This is a genomic window from Lysinibacillus sp. BSL11, from assembly GCF_052928325.1.
On record NZ_JAVGCX010000004.1, the window covers coordinates 92,171 to 117,892 of the forward strand.

The 25,722-nt window shown below is 37.7% G+C and carries 23 protein-coding genes, 1 riboswitch and 1 other annotated feature; of the genes, 17 read left to right on the forward strand and 6 right to left on the reverse strand.

The genetic code is table 11. The annotated features are described in order from the left end of the window. The first annotated feature begins 19 nt into the window (after window positions 1-19). Genes nikB through RCJ95_RS06095 form a run of 10 tightly spaced genes read left to right on the forward strand, consistent with a single transcriptional unit; the run spans window position 20 to window position 9,846 of the window. Complete coding sequence (nikB, locus tag RCJ95_RS06050; RefSeq protein WP_221679222.1) at window positions 20-943, forward strand: nickel ABC transporter permease; 924 nt, start codon at window positions 20-22, stop codon at window positions 941-943. A gap of 13 nt (window positions 944-956) precedes the next feature. Next, complete coding sequence (locus RCJ95_RS06055) at window positions 957-1,853, forward strand: ABC transporter permease (protein ID WP_369578688.1); 897 nt, start codon at window positions 957-959, stop codon at window positions 1,851-1,853. An 11-nt stretch (window positions 1,854-1,864) separates the two neighbouring features. Next, complete coding sequence (locus RCJ95_RS06060; protein ID WP_221679226.1) at window positions 1,865-2,857, forward strand: ABC transporter ATP-binding protein; 993 nt, start codon at window positions 1,865-1,867, stop codon at window positions 2,855-2,857. Next, window positions 2,850-3,815, forward strand: a complete 966-nt coding sequence (locus RCJ95_RS06065; RefSeq protein ID WP_221679228.1) for an ABC transporter ATP-binding protein — start codon at window positions 2,850-2,852, stop codon at window positions 3,813-3,815. The genes RCJ95_RS06060 and RCJ95_RS06065 overlap by 8 nt, the downstream gene beginning before the upstream one ends. A gap of 18 nt (window positions 3,816-3,833) precedes the next feature. Then, window positions 3,834-4,712, forward strand: a complete 879-nt coding sequence (locus RCJ95_RS06070) for a sugar phosphate isomerase/epimerase family protein (RefSeq protein WP_221679230.1) — start codon at window positions 3,834-3,836, stop codon at window positions 4,710-4,712. A 13-nt stretch (window positions 4,713-4,725) separates the two neighbouring features. Beyond that, entirely contained in the window at window positions 4,726-5,784 is a 1,059-nt protein-coding gene (locus tag RCJ95_RS06075; RefSeq protein ID WP_004225482.1) for a Gfo/Idh/MocA family protein, read from the forward strand. A gap of 1 nt (window position 5,785) precedes the next feature. Beyond that, on the forward strand, window positions 5,786-6,667 hold the full coding sequence (locus RCJ95_RS06080) for a sugar phosphate isomerase/epimerase family protein (RefSeq protein ID WP_221679232.1): 882 nt from the start codon (window positions 5,786-5,788) through the stop codon (window positions 6,665-6,667). Between the two features lie 14 nt (window positions 6,668-6,681). Next, window positions 6,682-7,833, forward strand: coding sequence for an ROK family protein (locus RCJ95_RS06085; protein ID WP_446722022.1), 1,152 nt, complete (start codon window positions 6,682-6,684; stop codon window positions 7,831-7,833). A gap of 18 nt (window positions 7,834-7,851) precedes the next feature. Next, window positions 7,852-8,853 carry an asparaginase gene (locus tag RCJ95_RS06090; RefSeq protein WP_221679236.1) on the forward strand — a complete coding sequence of 334 codons (1,002 nt, stop codon included), beginning with the start codon at window positions 7,852-7,854 and terminating at the stop codon, window positions 8,851-8,853. A 12-nt stretch (window positions 8,854-8,865) separates the two neighbouring features. Further along, complete coding sequence (locus RCJ95_RS06095; RefSeq protein WP_274771392.1) at window positions 8,866-9,846, forward strand: N-acetylglucosamine kinase; 981 nt, start codon at window positions 8,866-8,868, stop codon at window positions 9,844-9,846. Window positions 9,847-9,904: 58 nt separating this feature from the next. Here RCJ95_RS06095 and RCJ95_RS06100 read toward each other — a convergent pair whose 3' ends face one another. Next, window positions 9,905-11,071: an FtsW/RodA/SpoVE family cell cycle protein gene (locus tag RCJ95_RS06100; RefSeq protein ID WP_257521098.1), complete on the reverse strand. Its 1,167-nt coding sequence runs from the start codon at window positions 11,069-11,071 to the stop codon at window positions 9,905-9,907. 243 nt (window positions 11,072-11,314) lie between these two features. On the opposite strand from RCJ95_RS06100, the gene RCJ95_RS06105 reads away from it, so the two are divergent. The 3 genes from RCJ95_RS06105 to RCJ95_RS06115 all read left to right on the forward strand — a co-directional run bounded on the left by RCJ95_RS06105 (window position 11,315) and on the right by RCJ95_RS06115 (window position 16,100). Next, complete coding sequence (locus RCJ95_RS06105) at window positions 11,315-12,985, forward strand: methyl-accepting chemotaxis protein (protein WP_446722023.1); 1,671 nt, start codon at window positions 11,315-11,317, stop codon at window positions 12,983-12,985. A 351-nt stretch (window positions 12,986-13,336) separates the two neighbouring features. Beyond that, a complete protein-coding gene (locus RCJ95_RS06110) occupies window positions 13,337-14,290 on the forward strand; it encodes an L-threonine 3-dehydrogenase (protein ID WP_004225462.1) in 954 nt (317 codons plus the stop codon). Between the two features lie 190 nt (window positions 14,291-14,480). Continuing rightward, entirely contained in the window at window positions 14,481-16,100 is a 1,620-nt protein-coding gene (locus tag RCJ95_RS06115; RefSeq protein ID WP_221679244.1) for a long-chain fatty acid--CoA ligase, read from the forward strand. A 43-nt stretch (window positions 16,101-16,143) separates the two neighbouring features. On the opposite strand, the gene trpB is transcribed toward RCJ95_RS06115, so the two are convergent. Together trpB and RCJ95_RS06125 are read right to left on the reverse strand one after the other, a co-directional pair. Continuing rightward, complete coding sequence (gene trpB, locus RCJ95_RS06120) at window positions 16,144-17,307, reverse strand: tryptophan synthase subunit beta (RefSeq protein ID WP_221679245.1); 1,164 nt, start codon at window positions 17,305-17,307, stop codon at window positions 16,144-16,146. Between the two features lie 58 nt (window positions 17,308-17,365). Further along, window positions 17,366-17,565, reverse strand: a binding site (T-box leader). A 68-nt stretch (window positions 17,566-17,633) separates the two neighbouring features. Next, the gene (locus tag RCJ95_RS06125; RefSeq protein ID WP_048393417.1) at window positions 17,634-18,116 is read right to left on the reverse strand and encodes a QueT transporter family protein; all 483 of its coding nucleotides are present in this window, start codon (window positions 18,114-18,116) and stop codon (window positions 17,634-17,636) included. Between the two features lie 6 nt (window positions 18,117-18,122). Beyond that, a riboswitch (PreQ1 riboswitch) is annotated at window positions 18,123-18,167 on the reverse strand. Between the two features lie 321 nt (window positions 18,168-18,488). On the opposite strand from RCJ95_RS06125, the gene RCJ95_RS06130 reads away from it, so the two are divergent. From RCJ95_RS06130 to RCJ95_RS06140, 3 genes are all read left to right on the forward strand, one after another. Next, entirely contained in the window at window positions 18,489-19,511 is a 1,023-nt protein-coding gene (locus tag RCJ95_RS06130; protein WP_221679312.1) for an ABC transporter substrate-binding protein, read from the forward strand. An 84-nt stretch (window positions 19,512-19,595) separates the two neighbouring features. Then, window positions 19,596-20,624, forward strand: a complete 1,029-nt coding sequence (locus RCJ95_RS06135; protein ID WP_009371612.1) for an ABC transporter permease — start codon at window positions 19,596-19,598, stop codon at window positions 20,622-20,624. Continuing rightward, a complete protein-coding gene (locus tag RCJ95_RS06140) occupies window positions 20,617-21,411 on the forward strand; it encodes an ABC transporter ATP-binding protein (protein WP_004225432.1) in 795 nt (264 codons plus the stop codon). Before RCJ95_RS06135 ends, RCJ95_RS06140 begins: the two co-directional genes overlap by 8 nt. 478 nt (window positions 21,412-21,889) lie before the next feature. On the opposite strand, the gene ilvA is transcribed toward RCJ95_RS06140, so the two are convergent. Continuing rightward, complete coding sequence (ilvA, locus tag RCJ95_RS06145; protein ID WP_009371610.1) at window positions 21,890-23,152, reverse strand: threonine ammonia-lyase IlvA; 1,263 nt, start codon at window positions 23,150-23,152, stop codon at window positions 21,890-21,892. Between the two features lie 289 nt (window positions 23,153-23,441). On the opposite strand from ilvA, the gene RCJ95_RS06150 reads away from it, so the two are divergent. Then, window positions 23,442-24,185 (forward strand): TerC family protein, encoded by a 744-nt coding sequence (locus tag RCJ95_RS06150; RefSeq protein WP_004225430.1) that lies wholly within the window; start codon window positions 23,442-23,444, stop codon window positions 24,183-24,185. A 42-nt stretch (window positions 24,186-24,227) separates the two neighbouring features. On the opposite strand, the gene bshB2 is transcribed toward RCJ95_RS06150, so the two are convergent. Continuing rightward, complete coding sequence (gene bshB2 / locus RCJ95_RS06155) at window positions 24,228-24,917, reverse strand: bacillithiol biosynthesis deacetylase BshB2 (RefSeq protein WP_221679315.1); 690 nt, start codon at window positions 24,915-24,917, stop codon at window positions 24,228-24,230. 13 nt (window positions 24,918-24,930) lie between these two features. After that, on the reverse strand, window positions 24,931-25,281 hold the full coding sequence (locus RCJ95_RS06160; protein WP_004225428.1) for a YojF family protein: 351 nt from the start codon (window positions 25,279-25,281) through the stop codon (window positions 24,931-24,933). Window positions 25,282-25,722: the final 441 nt, after the last annotated feature.

Here is a 25,722-nt window from a genome sequence, read left to right on the forward strand (position 1 = left end):
TAGAAAGGAGGAAGGCAACATGTGGAAGTATATAGCAAGAAGAACTGTTGAAATGATACCGATATTAATTGTCATTTCCATATTAACATTCTTATTTATTCATTTCATACCAGGTGACCCTGCACGATTAGTAGCTGGTAAGGATGCCACGCTAGAAGATGTTGAAAATGTACGCCATGAGTTAGGTTTAGATAAACCCATTCTTAAACAATACATGGATTATATGAAAAATCTTGTGACGGGTGAGCTTGGAACATCCTTAACAACCGGACTACCTGTCATAGATATGTTTAAAACAAGGTTTATGCCTTCTCTTCATCTTACTTTCCTTTCCATGTTTTGGGCTACATTAATGGGTTTGGTGATTGGTGTTCTTTCTGCCATCAATAAAAACAAATGGCCTGATTATTTTGGTATGGTAACGGCTGTTTCTGGCATCTCAATTCCAGGATTTTGGTTGGGCTTATTATTGATTCAATTATTTTCAGTGCAGCTAGGGCTATTTCCGACAGGTGGATTAGATGGCTTTACTAGTTATATTTTGCCCTCCTTGACCTTAGGGGCTGGCATTATGTCAATGATTGCTCGATTTACTCGTTCTTCCATGCTAGAAACGTTACAAGCAGATTTTATAAGAACAGGGAGAGCAAAAGGATTGAAAGAACACTCCGTTATTGTGACCCATGCTTTAAGAAATTCCTTGATTTCTGTGGTAACAGTAGCAGGTCTGCAATTCGGATTTCTCTTAGGAGGATCGGTGGTAGTGGAGACAGTCTTTAGTTTTCCAGGAATGGGACGACTTTTAATTGATTCGATTGCCTTTCGAGATTATCCCGTCATTCAGTCTGCCTTGCTGTTATTTGCATTTGAATTTATTTTAGTCAATTTAATTGTTGATGTGCTTTATACCGTGTTAAATCCAAAAATCCAATTAAATTCTTAAGGGAGGGAACAAAATGACTTCACCAACTACTATGCAAAATAGCCAAGTGCAAAATACACAAAGAAAATACTCTCCTCTTAAAGAATTTTGGAAGTCTTTTAAAAAACAAAAGGCTGCTTTGGTAGCAAGTATCTTTATAGGATTGTTAATTGTAGTCGCCATTATTGGTACTTATATCGCACCTTACGATCCTTTTGAACCGAATTATGATGCTTTATTAGAGGGACCAAGTGCAAGTCATTTGGCAGGAACGGACGAGTATGGTCGAGATATATTTAGTCGTTTAATAGTAGGCGCAAAAATATCCTTAATGGTGAGTTTTAGTGCCGTATTTTTAGGCTTAATACTAGGAACTATTTTAGGTTTAATTAGCGGTTACTTTGGTGGGTGGATTGACAAAATCATCATGCGCAGCTGTGATGTGTTGTTTTCATTCCCTGATTTATTATTAGCGATTGCCATTGTAGCCTTATTGGGCCCTGGTATTAATAATGTCATCATTGCTGTGATGATCTTTAGTGTGCCATCTTTTGCCCGTTTAGTCAGAGGTGCTACATTGAATGCGAAGGAGAATGTCTACGTAGAGGCAGCACAATCAATGGGGGCTTCGCATGTTAGAGTGCTGTGGAAACATATTTTCCCTGAAACGATTAGTGAGTTAATCATTTTTGTCACAATGCGTATAGGGACAGCCATTTTAGCAGCTTCTGGTTTAAGCTTTTTAGGCTTAGGTGCAAGCCCTGAAATGCCTGAGTGGGGAGTAATGCTAAGTAGTGGGCGTGACTATTTAGGAACATCTTCGCACGTAGTCATCATGCCAGGCATTGCCATATTTTTAACCGTACTAGCATTTAACTTAATAGGTGATGGATTACGAGATGTGTTAGATCCAAAAATAAAGAATAATTAAGGAGAATGCCTATGCCAGAACATGTATTGCGAGTAAGTGACTTAGAAACGTCCTTTACGCGTGATAATAAGGAAATCAAGATTTTAAGAGGTGTCAATTTTTCCATCGGTAAAGGAGAGATATTAGGCTTAGTGGGAGAATCGGGCAGTGGAAAAAGCTTAACATCGTTATCCATCATGCAATTATTTCACGGTACTACAGGCAAAATCGTCAATGGCTCTATACATTTTAATGGGCATGACTTGACGAAAATGTCCGAATCAGAAATTCGGAAGATTCGTGGCAAGCAAATGGCCATGATTTTTCAAGAGCCCATGACTTCTTTAAATCCTGTCTTAAAAATAGGCAAGCAGTTAATGGAAGCAATTGAGATGCATTTGAAACTGCCGAAGAACGAAAGTAAGCATCATGCAATCCAAATGTTAAAAAGCGTGGGCATAGGAAGGGCCGAGGAAATCATTTATGAATATCCACATCAGCTCTCAGGAGGAATGCGCCAGCGTGTAATGATTGCAATGGCTATGGCCTGCCACCCTAATTTACTTATTGCTGACGAACCAACCACTGCGCTTGATGTCACGATACAAGCTCAAATTTTAGAATTAATGAAAAAGCTAAAAGAAGAAAATGAGACAGCTATTTTATTAATTACACATGATTTAGGTGTTGTTGCGGAAATGTGCGATAGGGTAGTGGTAATGTATGCAGGGCAGGTTGTAGAGGAAGCAGATGTTTTTGAATTATTTGCTAGCCCCAAGCATCCCTATACAAAAGGTTTAATTGCATCTGTACCGAAAATTGGTGATAACAAAGAAGTATTAGATTCTATCAATGGTCAAGTACCATCCCCACAAAATATGCCGAATGGTTGTAAATTTGCTCCACGTTGTAATCAAGCGATGTCTATATGCCATCAGGAGAGTCCACCGACAGTAAAAATTTCAGCTACACGCCAATGTAGCTGCTGGCTATATGTGAAAAAGGATGTGGAAGTAAATGCCTAACAGTATATTAAAAGTGGAGAATTTAAAAAAGAGCTTTCAAATAGCCGGAGGGTTATTTCAAAAAAAGCAATATGTTAACGCGGTTATAGATGTTTCCTTTGAAATAGAGGAAGGTACGACATTCAGTCTAGTAGGAGAAAGTGGTTGTGGGAAATCTACTACAGGCAGATTAATTACTAGATTAATAGCACCAACGAATGGAAGTATCGTTGTGGATGGGAAAGAAGTAACTACTGCAAAGCCATCTGAATTAAGGCACTTAAGGCAAACTGTTCAAATGATTTTTCAGGACCCCTATGCCTCATTGAATCCAAGAATGAAGGTCAAGGAGCTTGTTGGGGAACCTTTAGAAATTCATACAAAACTTTCGAAAGCAGAGCGTGAAAAACTAGTGCTTGAAATGCTGGAAGTCGTTGGATTAAATGCTGAACATGCCGATCGCTATGCACATGAGTTCAGTGGTGGACAAAGACAGCGTTTAGGTATTGCACGTGCTTTAATAACAAAGCCAAAATTAATTATTGCTGATGAGCCTGTGTCTGCGTTGGATGTATCTATACAATCGCAAATATTGAATCTATTAAAGCAATTACAGCAAGAATATAAAATATCGTATCTCTTTATTTCTCACGATTTAAGTGTTGTAGAGCATATTAGCCATTATATTGGGGTTATGTATTTAGGATCCATTGTAGAAATTGGGCGTAAAGAAACCATATTTAATGAACCAAAGCATCCATATACACAAGCGCTTATTGCTTCCGTACCAATTGCAGACCCAACATTACGAAAAAAGAAGATCGTTTTAACTGGTGATATTCCAAATCCTAAAAATCCGCCAAGTGGTTGTACCTTCCACACAAGGTGCCCCTTTGCATCAGATATATGTAAGCAAGCTATACCAGAAATGAAGAAAATTAACGAAGAGCAAAGTGTTGCATGTCACTTTGTTAACTAATGGAGAGGATGTTTATAAATGAAAATAGGGTTAAGCACATACAGCATGGTTAAAAAAATGAGACAGGGAGAGATGGATGTTCTGGATGTTTTACAATGGGTAGCAGACAACGGTGGTCAGCATGTAGAATTAGTGCCCTACGAATTTACGGTTGTAGATAACTATGAACTTGCAACTGAAATTAAAGATAAAGCAGCAGAGCTAGGATTAGAGTTATCCGCCTATTCTTTACCAGCTAACTTTATTCAGGATACAGAAGAAGCTTTTTTAGAAGAAGTTGAACGTTTAAAGAAACATATTGATGTAGTACATCATATGGGTATTCAGATTATGCGCCATGACGTTACTCTTTTTACCTTACCAAAGGAGCAAACATCCATTCATTATTACAACGAGCACTTTGAAGAAATGGTTAGAGGCTGTCAGCTAATTGCAGATTACGCGAAACAATTTAATATTACGACAACGATTGAAAATCATGGCTTTAATGTTCAAACAAGTGATCGTGTACAACAATTAATTCATGCGGTAAACAGAGACAACTTTAAAACAACTTTAGATATCGGTAATTTTTTATGTATTGATGAAGAACCTCTCATTGGTGTTATGAAAAACATTCCTTATGCTGCTACGGTACATTTTAAAGATTTTTATATTCGTCCTTATTATGAAAATCCAGGTGAGGGCGAGTGGTTCCGTACCGTTCATAACAACTACATCAGAGGTGCTATTGTCGGACATGGCGATATAAATATTCGAGAAATTATTAAGCTCGTAAAAGGCAGTGGATATGATGGTTATCTTACTATTGAGTTTGAAGGAATGGAAGATTGTCAAGTTGGTTCAAAAATAGGAATGGATAATGTACGTCGTTTATGGGACGAATGCAAGCTCTAAAGGGGGAAAGTACATGAACAAATTAAAAGTTTGTGTCATTGGCACAGGTTCTATTTCAGATTTTCACTTAGGTTCCTATACGAATAATCCATTCGTTGAATTATATGGCGTGTATGATGCTTCTATTGAACGAGGCAAAGCGAAAGCAGCCCAATTTGGAGCAACGCATGTTTTTTCTACGAAAGAAGAGCTATTCGCAGATAAAAATGTGGATGCTGTCAGTATTTGTACATGGAATAATACGCATGCAGAATTGGCGATTCTTGCTTTGGAAAATGACTTACATGTTCTAATAGAAAAGCCGCTATCTATGACTTATGCAGAGGCTCTAAATATCCAAAAGGTTGCAGAAAAGCATCAGAAAGTATTTCAAGTGGGCTATGTAAGACGGTTTGCAACAAATACCAAAGTACTGAAAAGCTTCATTGACGATAACAAATTGGGCGATATTTATTATGCCAAAGCTTCCTGCCTAAGAAGATTAGGGAATCCAGGAGGCTGGTTTGCAGAAATTGATAAGTCTGGTGGCGGACCTTTAATTGATCTAGGGGTACATGTAATTGATATATGTTGGTATTTAATGGGTAGACCAAAGGTGAAGCGTATAACAGGTCATACTTACAATCAATTAGGAAATCGAAATCATATTGAAAATTTATCCTTTTACAAGGCTGCAGACTATGATGCTACTAAAAACACAGTAGAAGACTTAGCAAATGCCCTCATTACATTTGAGAATGGGGCTTCGCTAATGGTAGACGTTTCCTATACACTACATGCTATAAAAGAAGAAATAAGTATTAAGCTATATGGCACGAACGGTGGAGCAGAGCTAGAGCCTGAATTAAAAATTGTAAGTGAAGAGCATAATACGATTTTAAATATTCATCCTCAAATTAACGATCTAACATTTGATTTTGCGACTGCCTTTCAAAATGAAATCAATTCATTTGTTGATTGTTGCCTTCATCATTATGAATCAGTTGCACCTGTGGAAGATGGGGTAGAAATTATGAAAATCTTAGAAGGTATTTATATTTCTGCAACTGAAGGAAAGGAGGTTGTTTATTAAAATGGTGAAATTGGATAATAAAATCGGTGTGATAGTAGACAGCTTTCGTTTACCTATTGTTGAAGGTTTGTTAAAGGCGAAAGAAGTTGGTGCACAGGGGGTACAAATGTATGCCGTTTCAGGAGAATTGGACCCCGATAACCTAAGTGCTGAACAGAGAGCAGAATTGAAGGCGTATATCTTAGGGTTAGGTCTAGAAATCTCTGCATTATGTGGAGATTTAGGAGGACATGGCTTCCAAGATAAAGCAGAAAATGCCTGGAAAATAAAGAAATCGAAAGACATACTGCAATTAGCCAAGGACCTAGGAACATCCATTGTTACAACCCATATTGGCATTATTCCTGAAGATGAAAATGACCCAATCTATCAAACAATGCTGGAAGCTTGTGAAGAATTAGGACAATATGCTACATCATTAGACGCTTACTTTGCGATTGAAACAGGACCAGAAACGAGTAAAACATTAAAAGGGTTTTTAGATAAGCTATCAACGAATGGTGTATCGGTTAATTTTGATCCTGCCAATATGGTGATGGTAACAAAAGATGATCCTGTAGCTGGAGTCAAACTATTAAAGAAGTATATTGTACATACACATGTAAAGGATGGTATTCAACTACAGTCAACGAATCCTAAAGATGTGTACGGGTACTTAGGATACGATTCTGGAACGTCTCATGATAAAATAGAAGAAATGGTGGAAAATGGAGAGTTTTTCAGAGAACTTCCATTAGGTCATGGAGATGTCAATTTCGAGCTTTATTTTTCAGCTTTACAAGAAATCGGATACAATGGCTATTTAACTATTGAACGAGAAGTGAGATCAAATCCCGAAAAAGACATCAAAGAAGCTGTACAATTCATAGAAAAGTTTAAATAGGGGTTGAATCTAATTTGAAAAAGCAAGATCAAGTACAAATGCGAAGACAAAATAAATATATTGTGCTTGACGCAATAAGGCAGATGGCGCCAATTTCAAGAATTCAATTATCAAAATATACAAAAATGAGCCCTACGACCATTACTCGTATTGTGCAGGAGCTAGAAGCGGAAGGCTTTATTCTTGAAGGGGTATCGGAAGAAACAGCCATTGGTAGACGTCCTACGTTAATTCATATGCGAGAAGATGCTTTATATACGATTGGGATAGAAATTGACTGTTTTACTATTCGAATAGGTATATTAGATTTCTTAGGGAAGCTTATTGCCTTTCAGGAAGTCAAATGTAGCATTAGACACCAATATGAGGAAGCTCTACACCTACTGAAACAGTCTATAGATAATATCATGACAGAATATCAGATTGCTTCGGATAAATTACTAGGCATTGGGATAGGCGTTCCAGGAGTAATCAATAACGAGGAAGGGATAATCGTTTCCTCTGAGCAATTGAAGTGGGAAAACTGCCATATAAGAGAAGATTTAAATGGTATTTTTGGTTGTGAAGTCATCGTAGATAATGAATTAAAAATGCAAATCATTGCTGAAATTGGAGATATCTACACACCACTGTATTCAAATTGTATTTTAGTCGGAATTGGAACAGGAATAGGAGCATCTATATTATTAAATGGAGAAGTGTATCGTGGCATTCAAAATAAAGCTGGAGAGATAAGCCATATAACAATTAATCCATTTGGTGAGATGTGTCACTGTGGTAAAAGAGGGTGCCTATCCATGTATGTTTCTGAAGTTACGCTGTTAAAAAGAACACCGAAAAATCTTAATATTCAATTAATAGAAGAGATTTTGCATTGTGTTGATCAAGGCGAGCAATGGGCGATCGATATTCAGCACGATGTAGCTACTTTTCTAGCTATTGCCATCAATAATCTAGTTTGCTTATACGAGCCAGAGGCTGTCATTGTCAGTGGAGAAATTATTGAGCACAATGTGACATTTCAAAAACTGCTTAGTGATAAGTGTAAACAGTATATATGGAAGGAATTACAACCCTACTTTGATTTGCAGTTTTCCAATCAATTAAAAGAAGGGGTTGTTAAAGGAGCGGCATTACAAGCACAAAAGCAGTTGCTGTCTGTTTAAAGAAAGGTTGGTTGATTCGTGGCTTACTCAGAATTTTTAAAGGAGTATCGTTCAGGATTAATGGAAAATGTGCATTATGGTCAAATGAGTGCTGTGAATCTAGCGAAGGAAGAATTCGTCTCAGTAGGTCAAGATTATAAGCCTGTATATTTTCGTTCTGCAGCAAAACCATTTCAAGCCATTCCTATTTTTCTGACTGATTTTATAGAAAAGTACGAAATTACTTCAAAAGAAAGCGCACTATTTCTGGCTTCACAAAGAGGCGAAGTTTACCATCAAGAGGCATTAGTTTCTCTGCTGGAAAAACTCCCAATTCATGAAAATGAATTAATTTGTGCAGCATCCTATCCATTAAATGAGGAACCTAAAACACAGTATATTCAACAGGGATTTGAAAAGAGGAAACTCTTTCATAATTGCGCTGGTAAGCATTTAGGATTTTTAACTGCATGTCTAGCAAATGGCTATGATGTCAAGCAATATTGTCATCCCGAACATCCACTGCAACAGATGATAAAAAAATATATTGCTTATTTAAGTGAATATGAGATAGAGAGAATTCGTACAGGGATTGATGGCTGTGGTGCGCCCGTCTTTGCGATTCCGTTAAAAAACATGGCCATTGCCTATTTAAAGTTAGCACGACCAGAATTAATTGATGATCAACTAATTCGTGAAGCAGTAATCAAGCTTACGTCAGTGATGAATCATGAGAATCATATCATTGCAGCACAAAACTTTATTTGTACGGCATTATTAAAGGACCCTAATATTGTGGCAAAGGGCGGAGCACAGGGTGTATACTGTTTTGCTCTTAGAGATGAAGGAGTAAGTTTTGCCTTGAAAATAATGAATGGCTCAGAAAGTCCATGGCCGAATGTAATTGCTTCTGTATTGGAACAAATTCAGTATAAAAATCAAGAAACAATTGAGCGTATTAAAGCATTGTCTCCTACATTTGTGCGTAATGATGCAGGGGTAGAGGTAGGAGAAATTGTATCTACAATTAAAATTGTCTAGAGGTGAAGGCACTTGCATGTTTTGGCAATAGACGGTGGTGGAACGAAAACGATTGCAACAATCTCAACATGTCATGGGCAAATTATGGCGCTAGCAGAAACAGGCAAAAGTAATCCCACGTCCATGAGCTTTGAGCATTTTACAGAGACGATAACAGAATTAATAAATGATTTAAAAAGACAACAGCCTCAGGAATTTCAACACATTACAAAGTGCCATGCGGGCCTGTCTGGTGTAACAGAAAATAATAATGAGAAAATTACCTATGCATTATTAACCTCGCTTTTACCGAAAGACTGTCAACTATCACTATCGAATGATGGAATGAACGCGCTGTATGCGGGGACCTTGGGGCAGCCAGGCATTGTACAAATTTCTGGTACGGGTGCGATTACACTCAGTATAGATGCATCTGGAAGAATTGAGCGCACAGCAGGATGGGGTTATATTTTTGATGATGAGGGCAGTGGCTATGATATTGGCATACGCACATTAAAAGCGGTATTTAAAGCATTCGATAAAAGAGGTCCTGAAACGCTTCTAACAACAGCGGTATTAGAATATTTTCGATTACATTCCGTTCCAGAGATAATTGAAGTGGTATATGGTGAAGGACATCCGCGGGATACCATATCTCCTTTAAGTAAGGTTGCAATTGAATGCGCTAAACGTGGTGATGGAGAAGCCAATACAATTATTGATCAAGTGTGCCATGTTTTTTATCAAAGTATAGATGCTTGTTACAAAAAAAACCCGTTTGCAGATAAGCAAGTCAAAGTAGTGCTGGCTGGTGGAGTTTTTAATGAATTGGAGCTATTTACTAAAAAATTAATCGCTATTGATAAAAAGAATAGTAATCAGTATGACTTCGTGGGTGCTTATAGCTTACCAGTAGGTGGTGCCGCTTTAGCTGCTTTAAATTTACCATATGATGAAGCAAAGTTATTTATCGATCAATATGATGCAAGTATGAAGAAGTTTTTAACGAATTAATCCCCCCTTAACTTAGCAAGTAGAGAATAGTATGTACTATATCTCTACTTGTATTTTGTTAGTCTCCTACTTTAAACATATACCCCTTATATGAATTATGAATAATCATGACGATTCCGATAAGCATAAAATTGGATAATAATGAACTTCCGCCATAGCTTAAAAAGGGTAGGGTGACACCTGTGACAGGTAAAAGCCCAATGGTCATACCGATATTTTGAGTAATTTGAAAGGCTAGTAAGCTTGAAATACCTGCCCCCATTAAAGTCATAAAGGGGTCTCGCGCTACTACCGTGATAACGACAATACGATAGATAACAAAAAATAGTAGCGCTATTACAAATGCTCCTCCAATAAAACCTAACTCTTCTGCAATAGCAGAGAATATAAAGTCGGTATGTTTTTCTGGTACATAGACATTATTATGTAGATAGCCCTTGCCCACAAATTCTCCTGATCCGATAGCCATAAAGCCCTGGCGTACTTGAAAAGAAGAATCTGTATATTCATAAGGCTGAAGCCATCCATAAATTCTAGAAATCTGATGTCCTGATAGAGCGCCCAAAACCTTCTCTGTAAAAAATTCATTAAATCTGACATAGAGCACTACCATCGTACTGACGATAACTAGAGGAACGGCCGTAAATACAACAAGAAGCTTTCTATGAATACCTGAAAAGAAAATCATCGGTAAAATCATTGCCATATACAACATGACCATACCTGTATCGGGTTGTCTATAAACAAGTAGCGTAGGAGGAATGACAATTAGCCCGATTTTTATAAGTAACCAAAAATCTGCTAGATAAGAGGGGCGGGCATTTTTCTCTTGATGAGCAATAATGACCTTACTCACAACTATTAAAAAAGCGAATTTTAAAAATTCCGATGGTTGGAGGGAGCCTAAAAACGGGATTTGATACCATGATTTTGCCTGATTGATCGTTCGAGCAATGCTTTCAGGTGCAACAATAAGACCAGCCGTTAAAGCAACTATTAGGAAGTAAAATGGCCATCCAATCTTCTTCAACTGTTCAATATCAAGCAAAGATATTCCAAACATGATGGTTAATCCGATGATATAAAATAAAAACTGTTTGATAATAAAGGAGCTTGAATACTGTTCAAAATTTACACTACTAGAATGGACAAAAAGGCAACTAATAGCGCCGAGTAAAAGAAGACTTATTACTAAACTCCAATCTAACTTCTTGAATTGCGTCAAATGTAACACCTCCATTCTCTATTATGAACGCTGACAATGTATGGAAGGTTGCGGATGTTTTTCTGAAAATAGTATGAATAAGAAGCAATCATCCGGCTAATTTAGCGAGTTAAATTACCTAGATAAAACTAAATGATGGGTATAAATTCTTAATGTTTCGATTAAAATTTACAAAAATATAACACTGGCTTTATATCTCTATACTATCATTATTGGTAAGAGTTGGAGGAGGAGCCAGGGATCATGCATTTTTTCCGTTTCATTAAGGTGAAGGACAAGTTACTTGTACTCATGATTGTTTGTGTATTATCGAATGTATTGCTAGGTATATTCAGTGTAGATTACTTAAGGAAAATGTCGTGGCATGCAAGTGAGAGTTATACACAGGGACTTGTCCCAATTGGATGGCTAAATGAGCTAGAAGAATCACAGCGTCGATTAGATTTAATAGTAGATTCGAAAGGCAACGATAAAGAAATGACAGCCATTTTACAAAATATGGCACAGCCTTTAGAGCATCTAGATAGCCAAGAAATTGATAAAAAGATGAGTCATCAAATTAAGAAGTATAAGTCATTGCTTAAGAAGCAGGAAGAAGCCATCGAGAACTTTAAGCAATTGAACCATGGTGAGCTAGATCAGTTTTATGTGCAAACATTTTTACCAATTAGTCAGGAGAGTCATGCATTATTAGAAGACACGCAAAATTATTTGGTTCAACGAGCAAAAGACCAACAGCATGCTTATCTGAAAGATGTACAATTCGGCTACTGGTTACTAGGTGGTGTATGCTTAGCGGTTGTCTTGCTTGTTATCCTTATCGGCTTTATCGCAACGAAGGCAGTCAATATACCAACCCGTCAACTAAAGTCATTATTAAAACGTGCAGAACAAGGTGATTTCACTGCCAATGCAAGTTATGTAGCTCATGATGAGCTTGGTGAAGTAGTACTGTCATACAATCAAATGGTAACAGAGGTGAAACGACTACTCCATACTGTGACAGACAGTGCCTATGAAGTAGAAGAAATGACAGGGAAATTGCAGAGCTCCTCTGAGCAATCATCAACAACGACATTAAAAATAGCGAAGGATGTACAATCTATCTCAGAGTCAACGTCTGCTTCTTCTAGTAAATTAGCTTCGAATACGGCTTCCTTAGAGGAGGTTTTAAATGATGTACAGGTTATTTTAGAAAAGGTTCAGGTTGTAGAAAGTTTTGCGCAAAAAACGGCCAGAGATGCAGAAAGTGGAACTGAAATTGTGCAGGCTAATTTAACGCAAATGCAAGCTATTAAGCAGGCGGTTGAAAAATCTAATACAGCTATCTTTAATTTAGTAGAGCGGGCTGCATCGATCGATCAAATGATTGAAGTAATAGAAAGAATAACAGCACAAACTAATTTACTGGCTTTAAATGCGTCAATTGAAGCCGCAAGAGCAGGAGAGCATGGTAAAGGTTTTGCAGTAGTGGCTAATGAGGTTCGTAAGCTTGCAGAGCAAACTGTTCAATCGACACAAACGATTACATCCATTGTACAGAACATCCATTTAGATTCGAGTTATGCGGTACAAATGATGGAAGGCGTTTTAGTGGCGACTGAAAAAGGTGTAGCTGTTACAGGACAAACTGCATCAAGTTTTGATCAAATTTTAGAAAAAGTACATACTATTAAGCCTTATATGATGGAAGTATCTGCTACGGTTCAAGAGATTGCCAATCACACGAAGAAGGTAAGTGAGGATGCAGGTATGCTGACAGCCTTATCCGATACGAATGCCGTGTCTACTAAGCATGTTGCTACGTTAACAGCTGATCAATTCACAGCTCAGCAACAGTTCCATAATTATATAAAGGAATTGCGCAAAGTATCAAAAGTTTTGCAAATAGCTGTCAAACGTTTTTCGATATAATTTAATATTAAAGAATAATATTCGAAAAGGGTCTTCTTTGCAAAAAATAGCAAAGAAGATTCTTTTTTTGCATGGTTACAAAACTAGCTTATGAAAGTATAAATTTTTTGTGTTTTTGAGATGTACAAATGTGTTTTATATATTTTTGTAGCACAATATTTTTCATGTTCTCATATACTGTTAATAAGGGATTGTATGTTCTTTGTAAGGAATATTATTAATATAATTGTTGTATTTTCAAAACGAACACATTATAATGAATTCCATTGAAAGTGTTATTAAATCAATGTTTATTAATGTATTTTTGTACTTTCGGAAAGTACAATTGTTCACATGTGGAGGTTTTGGGAAATGAAAAAGATTATTGTTACTGGAGCACTTGGTCAAATTGGTTCTGAGCTTGTAGAAAAACTTCGTGGTATTTATGGAGAGGACAATATACTTGCTACAGACATTAGAAAGCTTGAACATACTAAGGGCCCATTTGAAATATTGGACGTGACAGATGGACAAAGAATGCATGATTTAGCAAAGGACTTCGGTGCAGATACAATGATGCATTTAGCAGCATTATTATCAGCTACAGCAGAAAGAAATCCATTGTTAGCTTGGAATTTAAATATGGGTGGATTAATGAATGCGTTGGAGGTTTCACGTGAGTTAAATATGCAATTTTTCACGCCAAGCTCAATTGGTGCGTTTGGTCCGTCTACACCTAAGGAAGATACACCACAGGATACTTTGCAAAGACCAACAACTATGTATGGGGTAAATAAGGTAGCGGGTGAGTTATTATGCGATTATTACTTCAATCGTTTTGGTGTTGATACACGTGGCGTACGCTTCCCAGGACTAATTTCTTATGTAACACCTCCAGGTGGTGGTACAACAGATTATGCAGTAGAAATTTTCTATGAAGCCATCGAACAAGGCAAATATACATCGTATATTCAGGAAGGTACATTTATGGATATGATGTACATGCCAGATGCCTTACAAGCTATTGTGGATTTAATGGAAGCAGACGGTAGTAAGCTTGTTCATCGCAATGCTTTTAATATTACAGCCATGAGCTTCGAACCTTCGCAAATCGCGGCTGAAATCAAGAAACACTTACCAAATTTCACAATGAGCTATCAGGTAGATCCAGTTCGTCAGGCCATTGCAGATAGCTGGCCAAACTCTTTAAATATTGAAGCGGCTCAAAAAGAGTGGGGCTTCAAAGCAGAATATGATTTAGCTAAAATGACAGTAGATATGTTAGAAAAATTGAAAATCAAACTGCATAAAAAAGCCATTTCATAAAAGATGGGCAACGGGTGAAGATCTAAACTTCATCCGTTTTTTTTATATATAAAAGAAAATTATTGGAATATATAGATTAAATTATGAAATTAAAATATAATAATATTCGGAATATTAATAGTATTCAGTTTAATTAATGCTATAACAATTTCACAAGGGGAAATTCACAAATGAAGGGATGATGGGTTTTATGATGCAAGCACCATTAGTTTTAACTAGTTTTTTCAAGCGAGCAGAGAGCTATTTTGCAAGAAAATCAATTATTTCACGGACAAGCCCACACAAAATACATCGTTTAACATATGGGGAGTGGGCAAAAAGAACGCGTCGTTTAGCAGATGCCCTTACAAAGCTAGGGATGACAAGAGGAACAAAAGTCGGCTCCTTTGCGTGGAATCAGCATCGGCATTTAGAAGCTTATTTTGCTGTGCCTTGCTCAGGGGCAATCTTGCACATGGTAAATATTCGGTTATCAGAAGAACACTTAATCTATATTATTAATCATGCAGAAGATGAGATTTTAATGGTCGATGTAGATTTATTGCCGATCATTGAAAATATTGCGCCAAAACTTAAGACAGTGAAACACTATATCATTATGACGGATGAACCAGCTTTGCCGAAGACTACACTACAAAATGTTTTATCCTATGAGGACATATTAGCTTCGGCTGATGAAAATTTTCAATTTCCAGAGGATATTGACGAAGAAGCACCTGCTGGTATGTGCTATACAAGTGCTACGACAGGGAATCCAAAGGGGGTTGTCTATTCCCATCGGGGTTTAGTTTTACACAGTATCATGCTGAGTATGTCTGACTCTATGGGTATTGCGGAAAGGGATGTGGTGATGCCGATTGTACCCATGTTTCATGCAAATGCATGGGGCTTACCTTTTGCTAGTGTCAATGTGGGTGCTACACAAGTTCTACCAGGTCCGCAATTTACTTCAGCATTAATAATGGATTTAATCGAGCAAGAAAAAGTTACATTAACTGCTGGTGTACCAACCATTTGGATAGGCGCCTTACAGGAGCAGGAAAAGAAAGAGCGAGATATTAGCTCTTTAAGAGCGATATGCTGTGGTGGATCGGCTTCACCAACTCGACTCATTCGGACATTTGAAGAAAAGTATGGTATTCCTTATATTGTTGTCTACGGCATGACGGAAACTACACCAATCGTGGCATTGTCCAACTATATGTCATGGATGGAAGATTGGCCGATTGAAAAACGTATTGAAGCTCGAGCGATGCAAGGGATGACAATGGCAGGTATCGAATCTAGTATTATTAATGAGGCGGGTGAGGTACCTTGGGATGGCGAAACAATGGGGGAATTACGTTTAAAAGGCCCATGGATTTCCAACGAATACTATCGTGATGAGCGAACAGCAGATGCCTATCGAGATGGTTGGTTATATACTGGTGATATTGCTGTACGAACAGCAGATGGCTTTATTAAAATAACAGACCGTACGAAGGATCTTATTAAATCAGGTGGGGAGTGGATTTCCTCTGTTGATTTGGAAAATGCACTGATGACGCATGATGCCGTTTTAGAAGCGGCTGTCATTGCCATGCCCCATGCAAAATGGCAGGAGCGTCCATTAGCTTGTGTTGTATTGAAAGAGGGACAATCAGTAACTGAACCAGAGCTTCTTGCTTTTTTAGAAAATCAATTTGCCAAGTGGTGGGTACCAGATGCAGTCGTCTTTCTAGAAGAAATTCCAAAGACATCTGTCGGAAAATTCCTGAAAGCGAAGCTGCGAGATAATGTAGCAGAAATTTATCCTAAATCATTGGTATAGGTAAAAGAGCGACTTCTATAAACGGAAGTCGCTCTTTTTTGAGTTATTTAGTTAACATGTGGAAGACTTGTTCAACGTCTTTATCGCCACGACCTGATATATTAATAATAATGCTTTCCTCAGGTGATAAAGTTGGTGCTAATTTTAGAGCATGTGCGACTGCATGTGAGCTTTCAAGAGCAGGAATAATACCTTCGACCTTAGAAAGTACTTGGAAGGCATCTAAAACTTCTTCATTTGTCACGGTCACATACTCAGCACGACCGATTGTTTTCAAATGGCTATGCTCAGGCCCTGCACCTGGATAATCTAAACCAGCTGCTATTGAATAGGTAGGGAGTGGGTTACCTTCTGCGTCCTGAAGTACTAAACATTTGAAGCCGTGTAGCTCTCCTGGTGTTCCTTCGTTTAAGGTAGCAGCTTTGTCTGGCTCTATTCCAATAAGACGAACATCCTCGTCTGCAATATAGTCAGCAAATGCCCCAATAGCATTACTACCGCCTCCTACGCAGGCAAGAACAGCTGTTGGCAGCTTTCCTTCCTTTTTTAAAATCTGTTCACGACTTTCACGGCTAATCACTGATTGAAAATGTTTAACCATTGATGGGAAGGGGTGTGGTCCAACTGCTGAGCCTAATAAATAGAAGGTTGTTTCATAGTTTTCTACTAAGTCAGCGAATGCTTCATCTACAGCATCCTTTAAGCGGCCTTGCCCTTTATCGACAGCAACAACTTTCGCTCCGAGAAGTTCCATGCGAAATACGTTCAATGCCTGACGTTTTGTATCTTCCAAGCCCATATAAATCGTGCAATCCATTCCAAACATGGCACACGCTGTAGCTGTTGCTACTCCATGTTGTCCTGCACCTGTTTCGGCAATTACGCGATTTGCTCCCATACGTTTAGCTAGTAAAATTTGTCCTAATACATTATTGATTTTATGTGAGCCTGTATGGTTAAGGTCTTCACGTTTTAAATAGATTTTTGCGCCACCTAATTGCTGTGTTAAATTTTCTGCAAAATAAAGAGGGGATTTACGCCCGACATATTCACGGAAATAGTAATCTAATTCTTGCTTAAAATCATCATCCTCTTTATACTTTTGAAAATTCTCATCTAGTCTATTTAAAACATTTTGAAGCTCCTTTGGAACAAAGCTTCCACCAAATTCACCGAAATATCCCTTTTTTTCTACTACTGTACTCATCTTAACTCGACTCCTCTATGCTAATTTTTCCAAAAAAAAAGCCACTCCAATCCCTCATAAAAAGGACGAGTAACCGTGGTGCCACCTTCATTCGCAATTTTTGCGCGCTTTCCTGCTCCGGTAACGGGGAGCGAATCGGCCTTACATTTGATAAGGCTGCTCTGAAGTCCATTCACAAGTCTGTACTACTGGTTTGCACCAACCACCAGCTCTCTTAAAGTAACAATGCTTGCTACTACTCTTCTTCCTTGCATTTATTAGAAAGAATTGTAGAGTATTTTCAAAATAGTGTCAAGAAAAAAGACGAATCTAAAAAGATCCGTCAGTTAAATCAAATTTTTAAAGTGAAGGCGTTTGTTTAATACATACATAATCGGTGCACCTACAGCTAATACAACAAATTCACCCGCCGCGACTGTTAGCCAAGTCCAGAAAAATGGCAACTCTAAAGCCAAGTTCAGCTCAAAGGCAATGATAAACATAGTACATGTAAAGAGCAATGTATTAATAATTAAACGTGCCCAAATATTTTTGACAAATTTACAGATTAAAATAAACAGGCCGAGTGTAATCATTGAATGACCTACACCAAACACTAAATCGTAAATGCCAAGTGGTGAAAAGAGATTAGAGATCAATACTCCAATAATAATCCCTACGGCAAAGCGTGGATTAAAGGCCACTAAATGGTTAAACATCTCAGATACTCGGAACTGAACCTCTGTAAAACCAAATGGTGCAACAAGCATGGTTACAGCTATATAGAGAGCCGCAATGATACCACTTGCTGCTAAAAATTTTATCTTCATATTCATTTCTCCTTAGTTTTTTTTCGTGGGATGGTTACGAACCACGGTGCTTTCACACAAGTAAATATTCTATTATAGATATCTAGTAGAAGTCAAATGTCAGACTTTGTCTATAATGTCCTATCGCCGCAAAATTGTCATAAATATTTTTTACTATGTTGAAAAAGGAACTAGAATAACTAAAACAGCGTAGTTTAGCGGTTTAAAGCGCCAAATTAAATGAAAAACTAAAATATTTTGTCAATTTTAAAAGTCAGAACATTCATAATGTTGTTGACGGAGCTCGATAATAACGATAATATAGCGATACATTCACACTTTGTTTGGATAAAGTGCGATAGATATTCGAGAATATAATCGGGGGGATTATTTGTGAAAAGCAATGTAAAGAAGTTGTCATTCCTTCTTTTTGGATTAGTGTTGCTTCTTGCTGCTTGTGGTAGCGGTGGCTCTGGTACAACAGATTCAAAAGGAAATGAAACAAACAATGCTAGTGAGAGCGGAAATGCAGACGATAAAACATATAAAATCGGGATTACTCAAATTGTTGAGCATCCATCGTTAAACGCAGCAACGGAAGGCTTTAAAAAAGCAATTGAAGATGCTGACTTAAAAGTTGAATACGATTCACAAATTGCACAGGGAGATAATAGCCTTAACACAACAATTGCTAACAATCTAGTAAGTGCAAACGTAGATTTGATTTTTGCAAACTCTACACCTTCTGCTCAAGCCGCTGCAACAGCAACAAGTGATATTCCAATTATTTTTACATCTGTTACAGATGCTGTTGGTGCACAGTTAATTGACTCAATGGAGAAGCCAGGGAAAAATATTACAGGCACAATCGATTTACATCCTGAAACGATTTCTAAAACTGTAGCATTCCTAAAAGAACTTGGCGCGAAAAAAGTAGGGATGGTCTACAATGCCGGTGAGCAAAACTCAGTTGCACAAGTTTCAGAAGTGAAAAAGGTTATGGACGAACAAGGTTTAGCGGTGGTAGAAGCATCAGCATCTACTTCAGCAGATGTAAAACAAGCGACAGAATCTCTAATTGGTAAAGTAGACGCTTTCTATATTATTACTGATAACACAGTAGTTTCTGCATTAGAGTCGGTAATTGATGTTGCCAATACGAATAAATTACCATTAATCGTAGGAGAACTAGATTCTGTAGCACGTGGCGGTTTAGCTGCTTATGGGTTTGAATATTTCGATATCGGTTATGAAGCAGGTCAAATGGCTGTGAAAATTTTAAAAGGTGAAGCGACACCTGCCGATACACCTGCACAATACCCACAAAATCTGAAATTATTAATCAATAAAAAAGTTGCAGATGATTTAGGAATCGAAATTAAAGATTCTTGGGGTGCCGAAATTCTAGAACAGTAAAACGAAGCGGGGTGAACTATCCCCGCTTTATCTTCATTTTACAAGCGATATAAATAATAAAGAGATTTAGGAGATGATTCAACGATGTTTTTAGCATTATTTGGCGCAGTGGAGCAAGGAATCATCTATGCAATTATGGCACTTGGTGTATATTTAACATTTCGGGTGTTAGATTTTCCGGATTTAACGGTTGATGGAAGCTTTGTAACAGGGGCGGCAACTGCAGCAACAATGGTTTTGCTTGGCTACCACCCAATCTTAGCGACTTTAGTGGCAATTGTTGCTGGATTTATTGCTGGATGTATGACAGGAATTCTTCACACGAAAGGAAAGATTAATCCGCTTTTATCAGGAATTTTAATGATGATTGCTTTATACTCGATTAATCTACGTATCATGGGGTTAACTGCAGAAAATACGATAGGTCGCCCGAATATTCCACTACTAAACTCTGAAACAATCTTTTCAAAGTTTCAATCTTTCTGGAGTAATTTAGGGATCGATGATGCTATCAATAACCTATTAAAAAGCATAGGCTTTCAGCATGTACCAGGTACATGGAGTGTGCTGATTGTTGTATTAATCATCACGATTTTAATTAAGTTAATAGCAGACTGGTTCTTAAAGACAGAGGTTGGGCTAGCTATCCGAGCAACTGGTGATAATAAACGAATGATTCGCAGCTTCTCTGCAAATACAGATACACTTATCATTTTGGGGCTAGGACTTTCCAATGCGCTTGTCGCATTTTCTGGAGCTTTAATCGCACAATACTCGAAGTTCTCTGATGTTAGTATGGGGATTGGTATGATTGTGATCGGTCTCGCATCCGTTATTATTGGTGAAGCTATTTTTGGGACTAAAACCATTATCCGTACAACGTTTGCAGTCATTGCAGGAGCCATCATTTATCGAATTATATTAGCTTTAGCATTACGTGTAGATTTCCTTGATTCAGGGGACATGAAATTAATTACGGCGATCATCGTTATTTTGGCACTGATCTTACCTCAATTTATCAATAAGAGTAAAGAACGTAAACGTAAAGCTAAACGAGCTGCAGAACTTTCACAAGTAAAAAAAGTAGAGCAGGGAGGAAATGGCCTTGCTTAAATTACATGGTATTAATAAGGTATTTAATGAAGGAACACCTGATGAGAAGATTGCACTTGCGGAGATAAACCTACATTTAAAGCCAGGTGATTTTGTGACAATTATAGGTAGTAATGGTGCAGGTAAATCAACGATGATGAATATGATTTCAGGTGCTTTAACACCCGATTTCGGTACAGTATTGATTGATGGTAATGATGTGACAAGTTTGCCTGAATATAAACGCTCTCAATACATTGGTCGTGTCTTCCAGGACCCAATGGCAGGAACGGCACCTACGATGACAATTGAAGAAAATCTAGCATTAGCATACTCTCGAAATAAGCATAGAGGGCTACGCAATGGTGTGGACAAAAAGCGTCGTGAATTTTTTAAAGAATCGCTAGAGATGCTTGGTTTAAATCTTGAGAATCGTCTTTCTGCTAAGGTAGGTTTACTTTCAGGTGGGGAACGTCAAGCTTTGTCGCTCTTAATGGCTACCTTCACAAAGCCATCTATTTTATTGCTGGATGAGCATACAGCTGCACTAGATCCATCACGTGCAGAGTTAATTACTCGTATTACGAAGTACTTAGTGGAAAAAGATAATTTAACCACATTAATGGTAACGCACAATATGCAGCAAGCATTAGATTTAGGGAATCGTCTGATTATGATGGATAAAGGCCAAATCATTTTAGAAGTTGGTGAAGATCGAAAACATGAATTAACAATCCCTGATTTAATGTCTGAGTTTGAACGTATTCGTGGGGAAAAAATGAATTCAGACCGTGCTCTATTAGGTTAATATCGAAACGCTCATACACTTGTATGGGCGTTTTTTATAGTGTTAAAAAATTTCTTCAATAGTGTTTTTTATGAATGGTGAAAATGAATGTCTGTTGCAGGTTCCCTAAATCCATGTGTAGGGGGTGCCGATCTATCCTATGGGAGAGGCGTTGTCACACATCGTTTTTCCACATTGTTCTCTACTGCTAGTATGAAAGAAAATGAAAAGACATATTTTCAAAATGGTTGATTGAAGAGGAGCCAGCCTCACTCCTAGGGGATTTAGCGGCTCATCAGACGCCCCCTGAACGCTGGCGGAACGGAGGTCAACCCTCGTCTTGCCAGAATGTTTCTTTCCGCAGACGATATTATTTTTTCAACTTCATATAAAACGCTTATGCACTAGTTTGAATAATTTTTATTTGGGGATATTAAAGGATCGATAAACTTTATTACATAAAAAAAGCCTCACTTTCAGAGAAGTGAGACTCTTCATTTTAAACGAGTAAGCCAAATAGTTGAATATCGTTGTTTACTTCTTTGTATTTGAAGCCGAATTCATCCATTCGGGCAAGTAGTCCTTCATATTCAGCACGATCACCTAGCTCAATGCCGACTAGTGCAGGGCCACTTTCTTTATTGTTTTTCTTAGTATATTCAAAGGTAGTAATATCATCGTTTGGTCCAAGTACACTCGTGAGGAATTGACGTAATGCTCCGGCACGCTGAGGGAAGCTGACGATGAAATAGTAAAGTAAGCCTTCATGAATAAGTGACTTTTCTTTAATCTCCTGCATCCTTCCAATGTCATTATTCCCACCACTGATGATGACAACGACTGACTTACCTTTAATTTCTTCTTTATAAAAATCAAGGGCTGCTACTGATAATGCTCCAGCAGGCTCAGCAATAATCGCATGTTTATTATATAGATCTAGAATGGTCGTACATACCTTGCCTTCAGGTACCAGAACAATATCGTCTAAATAGCGACGACAAACATCATAAGTGTGGTGACCAACGCATTTTACTGCAGCACCATCAACGAATTTATCAATCCAATCAAGGGCAACTGCGCCACCTTCAGCAAAGGCAGCCTTCATACTACCTGCACCTGCTGGCTCCACACCAATAATTTTGCTAGTAGGAGAGAGATTTTTAATGTAGGCAGACACGCCTGACATTAAGCCACCACCACCAATACTACCGAATACGTAGTCGATTGGTTCCTCCATATCATTCATAATTTCTACCGCTACTGTACCTTGGCCAGCAATGACATCGAAATCATCAAATGGATGAATGAAGATTTTATCATGCTCTTCACAATAGCTCAACGCGCTTTCAGCAGAGTCATCGAATGTATCTCCTGCTAAAATAATTTCCACATATTCACGTCCAAACATACGTACTTGGTCTATTTTTTGCTTCGGCGTTGTTTGTGGCATAAAAATGCTTGCTTGAATTTTTAATTGGGCACAGGCATATGCTACACCTTGGGCATGATTGCCTGCACTTGCACAGACAACCCCAGCATTGCGCGCTTCATCCTCGATTTTTTTAATTTTATAATAGGCACCACGAAGCTTGAATGAGCGTACATGCTGTAAATCTTCGCGTTTAATATAAATATTAGCTCCGTATTTCTCGGATAAATAGTCGTTTTTTTGTAGTGGTGTGTGCACAACTACATCTTTTAAAAAATGATGTGCAATCAGGACATTCTCCACTTGCACGGTTCTAGTATCAGCAACTTCCATAGTATTCATCCTCCGTTATACGTTTAAAACATTTATCTATGATAGCACACTTTATTTGCTTTTTGTGATTAATTTTTAGTAAATTCTAAATTTTCCGTGTCTATTTTGAGATGTAAGCGTTTTATCTTGATATAGCTAATTCTTTTATAAAAAAGCAATGTGTCAGACCTAGAATTACCTCAATTTAAGTGGAGAAAATCTGTTGTCTCAAATCTAAAAAATACTACTCTCATAACAAAAATGGTCAAGCATATACTAGATTAGCTTAGGACAAGTAGGAGGGTATGTAGTGGAAATCATTCAAGGGATTTTATCAACATATTGGAAGTTTTTTGATTTGGCGATGTGGCAAGAAGTACTAATGGACCCTGTCTCCTGGGGACTAATATCCTCATTAATTATTATAGAAGGTTTGCTGTCGGCAGATAATGCATTGGTATTAGCAGTACTAGTGAAACATTTACCAGATAAACAGCGCAAGCGGGCATTAATGTATGGTATGCTAGGTGCCTATTTTTTTAGATTTTTATTTATTGGCATAGGTGTTTATCTAGTAGAATTTTGGTTTATTAAAGTATTAGGTGCTTTGTATTTAGGTTGGCTTTGTGTTGCTCATTTCCTTCACATAGGGAATGAGGATAGTGTAAAAGAGGTAAAAAGGTCAGGATGGATGGTGCGTCTTTTCGGCACGTTTTGGGCAACTGTCATTTCTGTTGAGCTAATGGATATTGCTTTTTCAATTGACTCAATCTTTGCCGCCTTTGCGATATCAGATCAAGTCTGGGTGCTTTTAATCGGAGGGATGTTAGGAATATTAATGATGAGGACGATTGCAGGTGTTTTTTTAATCATCATTGAAAAAATACCAGAGCTTGAAGCAACAGCCTTCATTATTATAGGCGTCATCGGCTTAAAAATGTTAGTGAGTGTTTTCAATATCCACATCCCTCATTATTTATTCTTCCTTTTCTTAGTGATTGCTTTTTCTATTACAATTATTGTGCATATGATGAAGAGAGTAAGAGCTGCTTAATTAAAAAGTACTGTTCTCCAAAAATGAGAACAGTACTTTTATTTATTTTACATATTTATCTGGATCAACAATATAGAATTTTTCAACATTAAGCCAACTCTCGCTCATTGGTTCCCCGTCATCAATACGTTTTTCAGTCTCCTGCATCATCCAACCAGTCTGAGATGCATGGGCTTGTAATGCTTTTAATTTGTCCATTCGCATTTCATGAATATCATGGACCACATGTGGTTCACCATTTTTTTCAATCGTATCATTGGCGAAGGCACAACCGAATATTTGTGGACGAGCAGCCTTTGGCATACGACGTACAGCTTCAACAACAGCACGTGCTGTTGCTTCATGGTCTGGGTGGACAGCAAAGCCAGGTAAGAATGTGAAAATTAAAGAAGGCATTAGTTCTTCAATTAGCCCTTCCACTAGTTTTACCATTTTCTCATCATCTTCAAATTCAATTGTTTTATCCCGTAGACCAAGCATACGTAAATCTTGAATACCCATTGCCTCTGCTGCTGCAACCAATTCCTTACGACGGATTTCAGGTAAAGACTCGCGTGTAGCAAAGGGTGGATTACCTAAATTACGTCCCATTTCGCCTAATGTTAAACAGGCATATGTAACAGGTGTATTCATTTTCTTCGTATAGTAGGCAATGGTCCCCGCAACTGAGAAAGCCTCGTCATCTGGGTGAGGGTACACAATTAAAATATGACGTTGTGGTTGTAAATTCAAATAGTCGTCCCCCTTAGTAAGTAAATGGCGTTTCACTAATTTCAAGCGCAATCGCCAATTTTCCAGAGTAGTCTAGTCCAGCCATTAATAAACGGCCTAAATCATCTAATTCAAAATGTGTAATGCCTTGAGCATAAACCCAGCCATGAGGTAATTTTAAACCCACACGATGAGGTGCATTATCTACAACCTTAGCAAGCTCATAGTTAATTTTAGCATTGCGAATAAAAGCACCTGCATTAAAAAACTGTTCATCATAGTGTGCTGCATAAGATCCGTTTGTCGTCTCAAGATGAATATAAACGTCTTTGTTGGCGAAAGAATTCAGCAATTTTTGCAACGTCTCTACTTGTACTTCTTGCATCTTAACACTCCTCTCGATCATTTCTCCTTTAAGTATAGTAAAAAAAATTCGCAAAGGGAAATTGATTGCTTTGATAAAAAAAGTGATGATTTATATTTATAAACCTTACCGCATTTTGGTCCAAATTTATTTGAGAGTGTGAAAATGAATCCTAGCATCCAAGGAAATAAATCACCACCTCTAAATCTATGACAAGTTCTTAAGCAATATTCTTGAAAAAATTATTGTAATGTATCAATATAGGGAGTGTGAAAATAAATATGTACAAACTGTGTCGTTTCACATTGTATCCGTTTTCACATCTGAAAAGATATTGCAACCATGACTTCTTCCTAATTTCGTGTGTGTTAGACAGCTCCACCTGTTAAAGGTAGTATTATTTCAGAAATAATGAATTCTATCTTGGTACAATAGATGACGTTCCTTGAACAGGTTATGCAA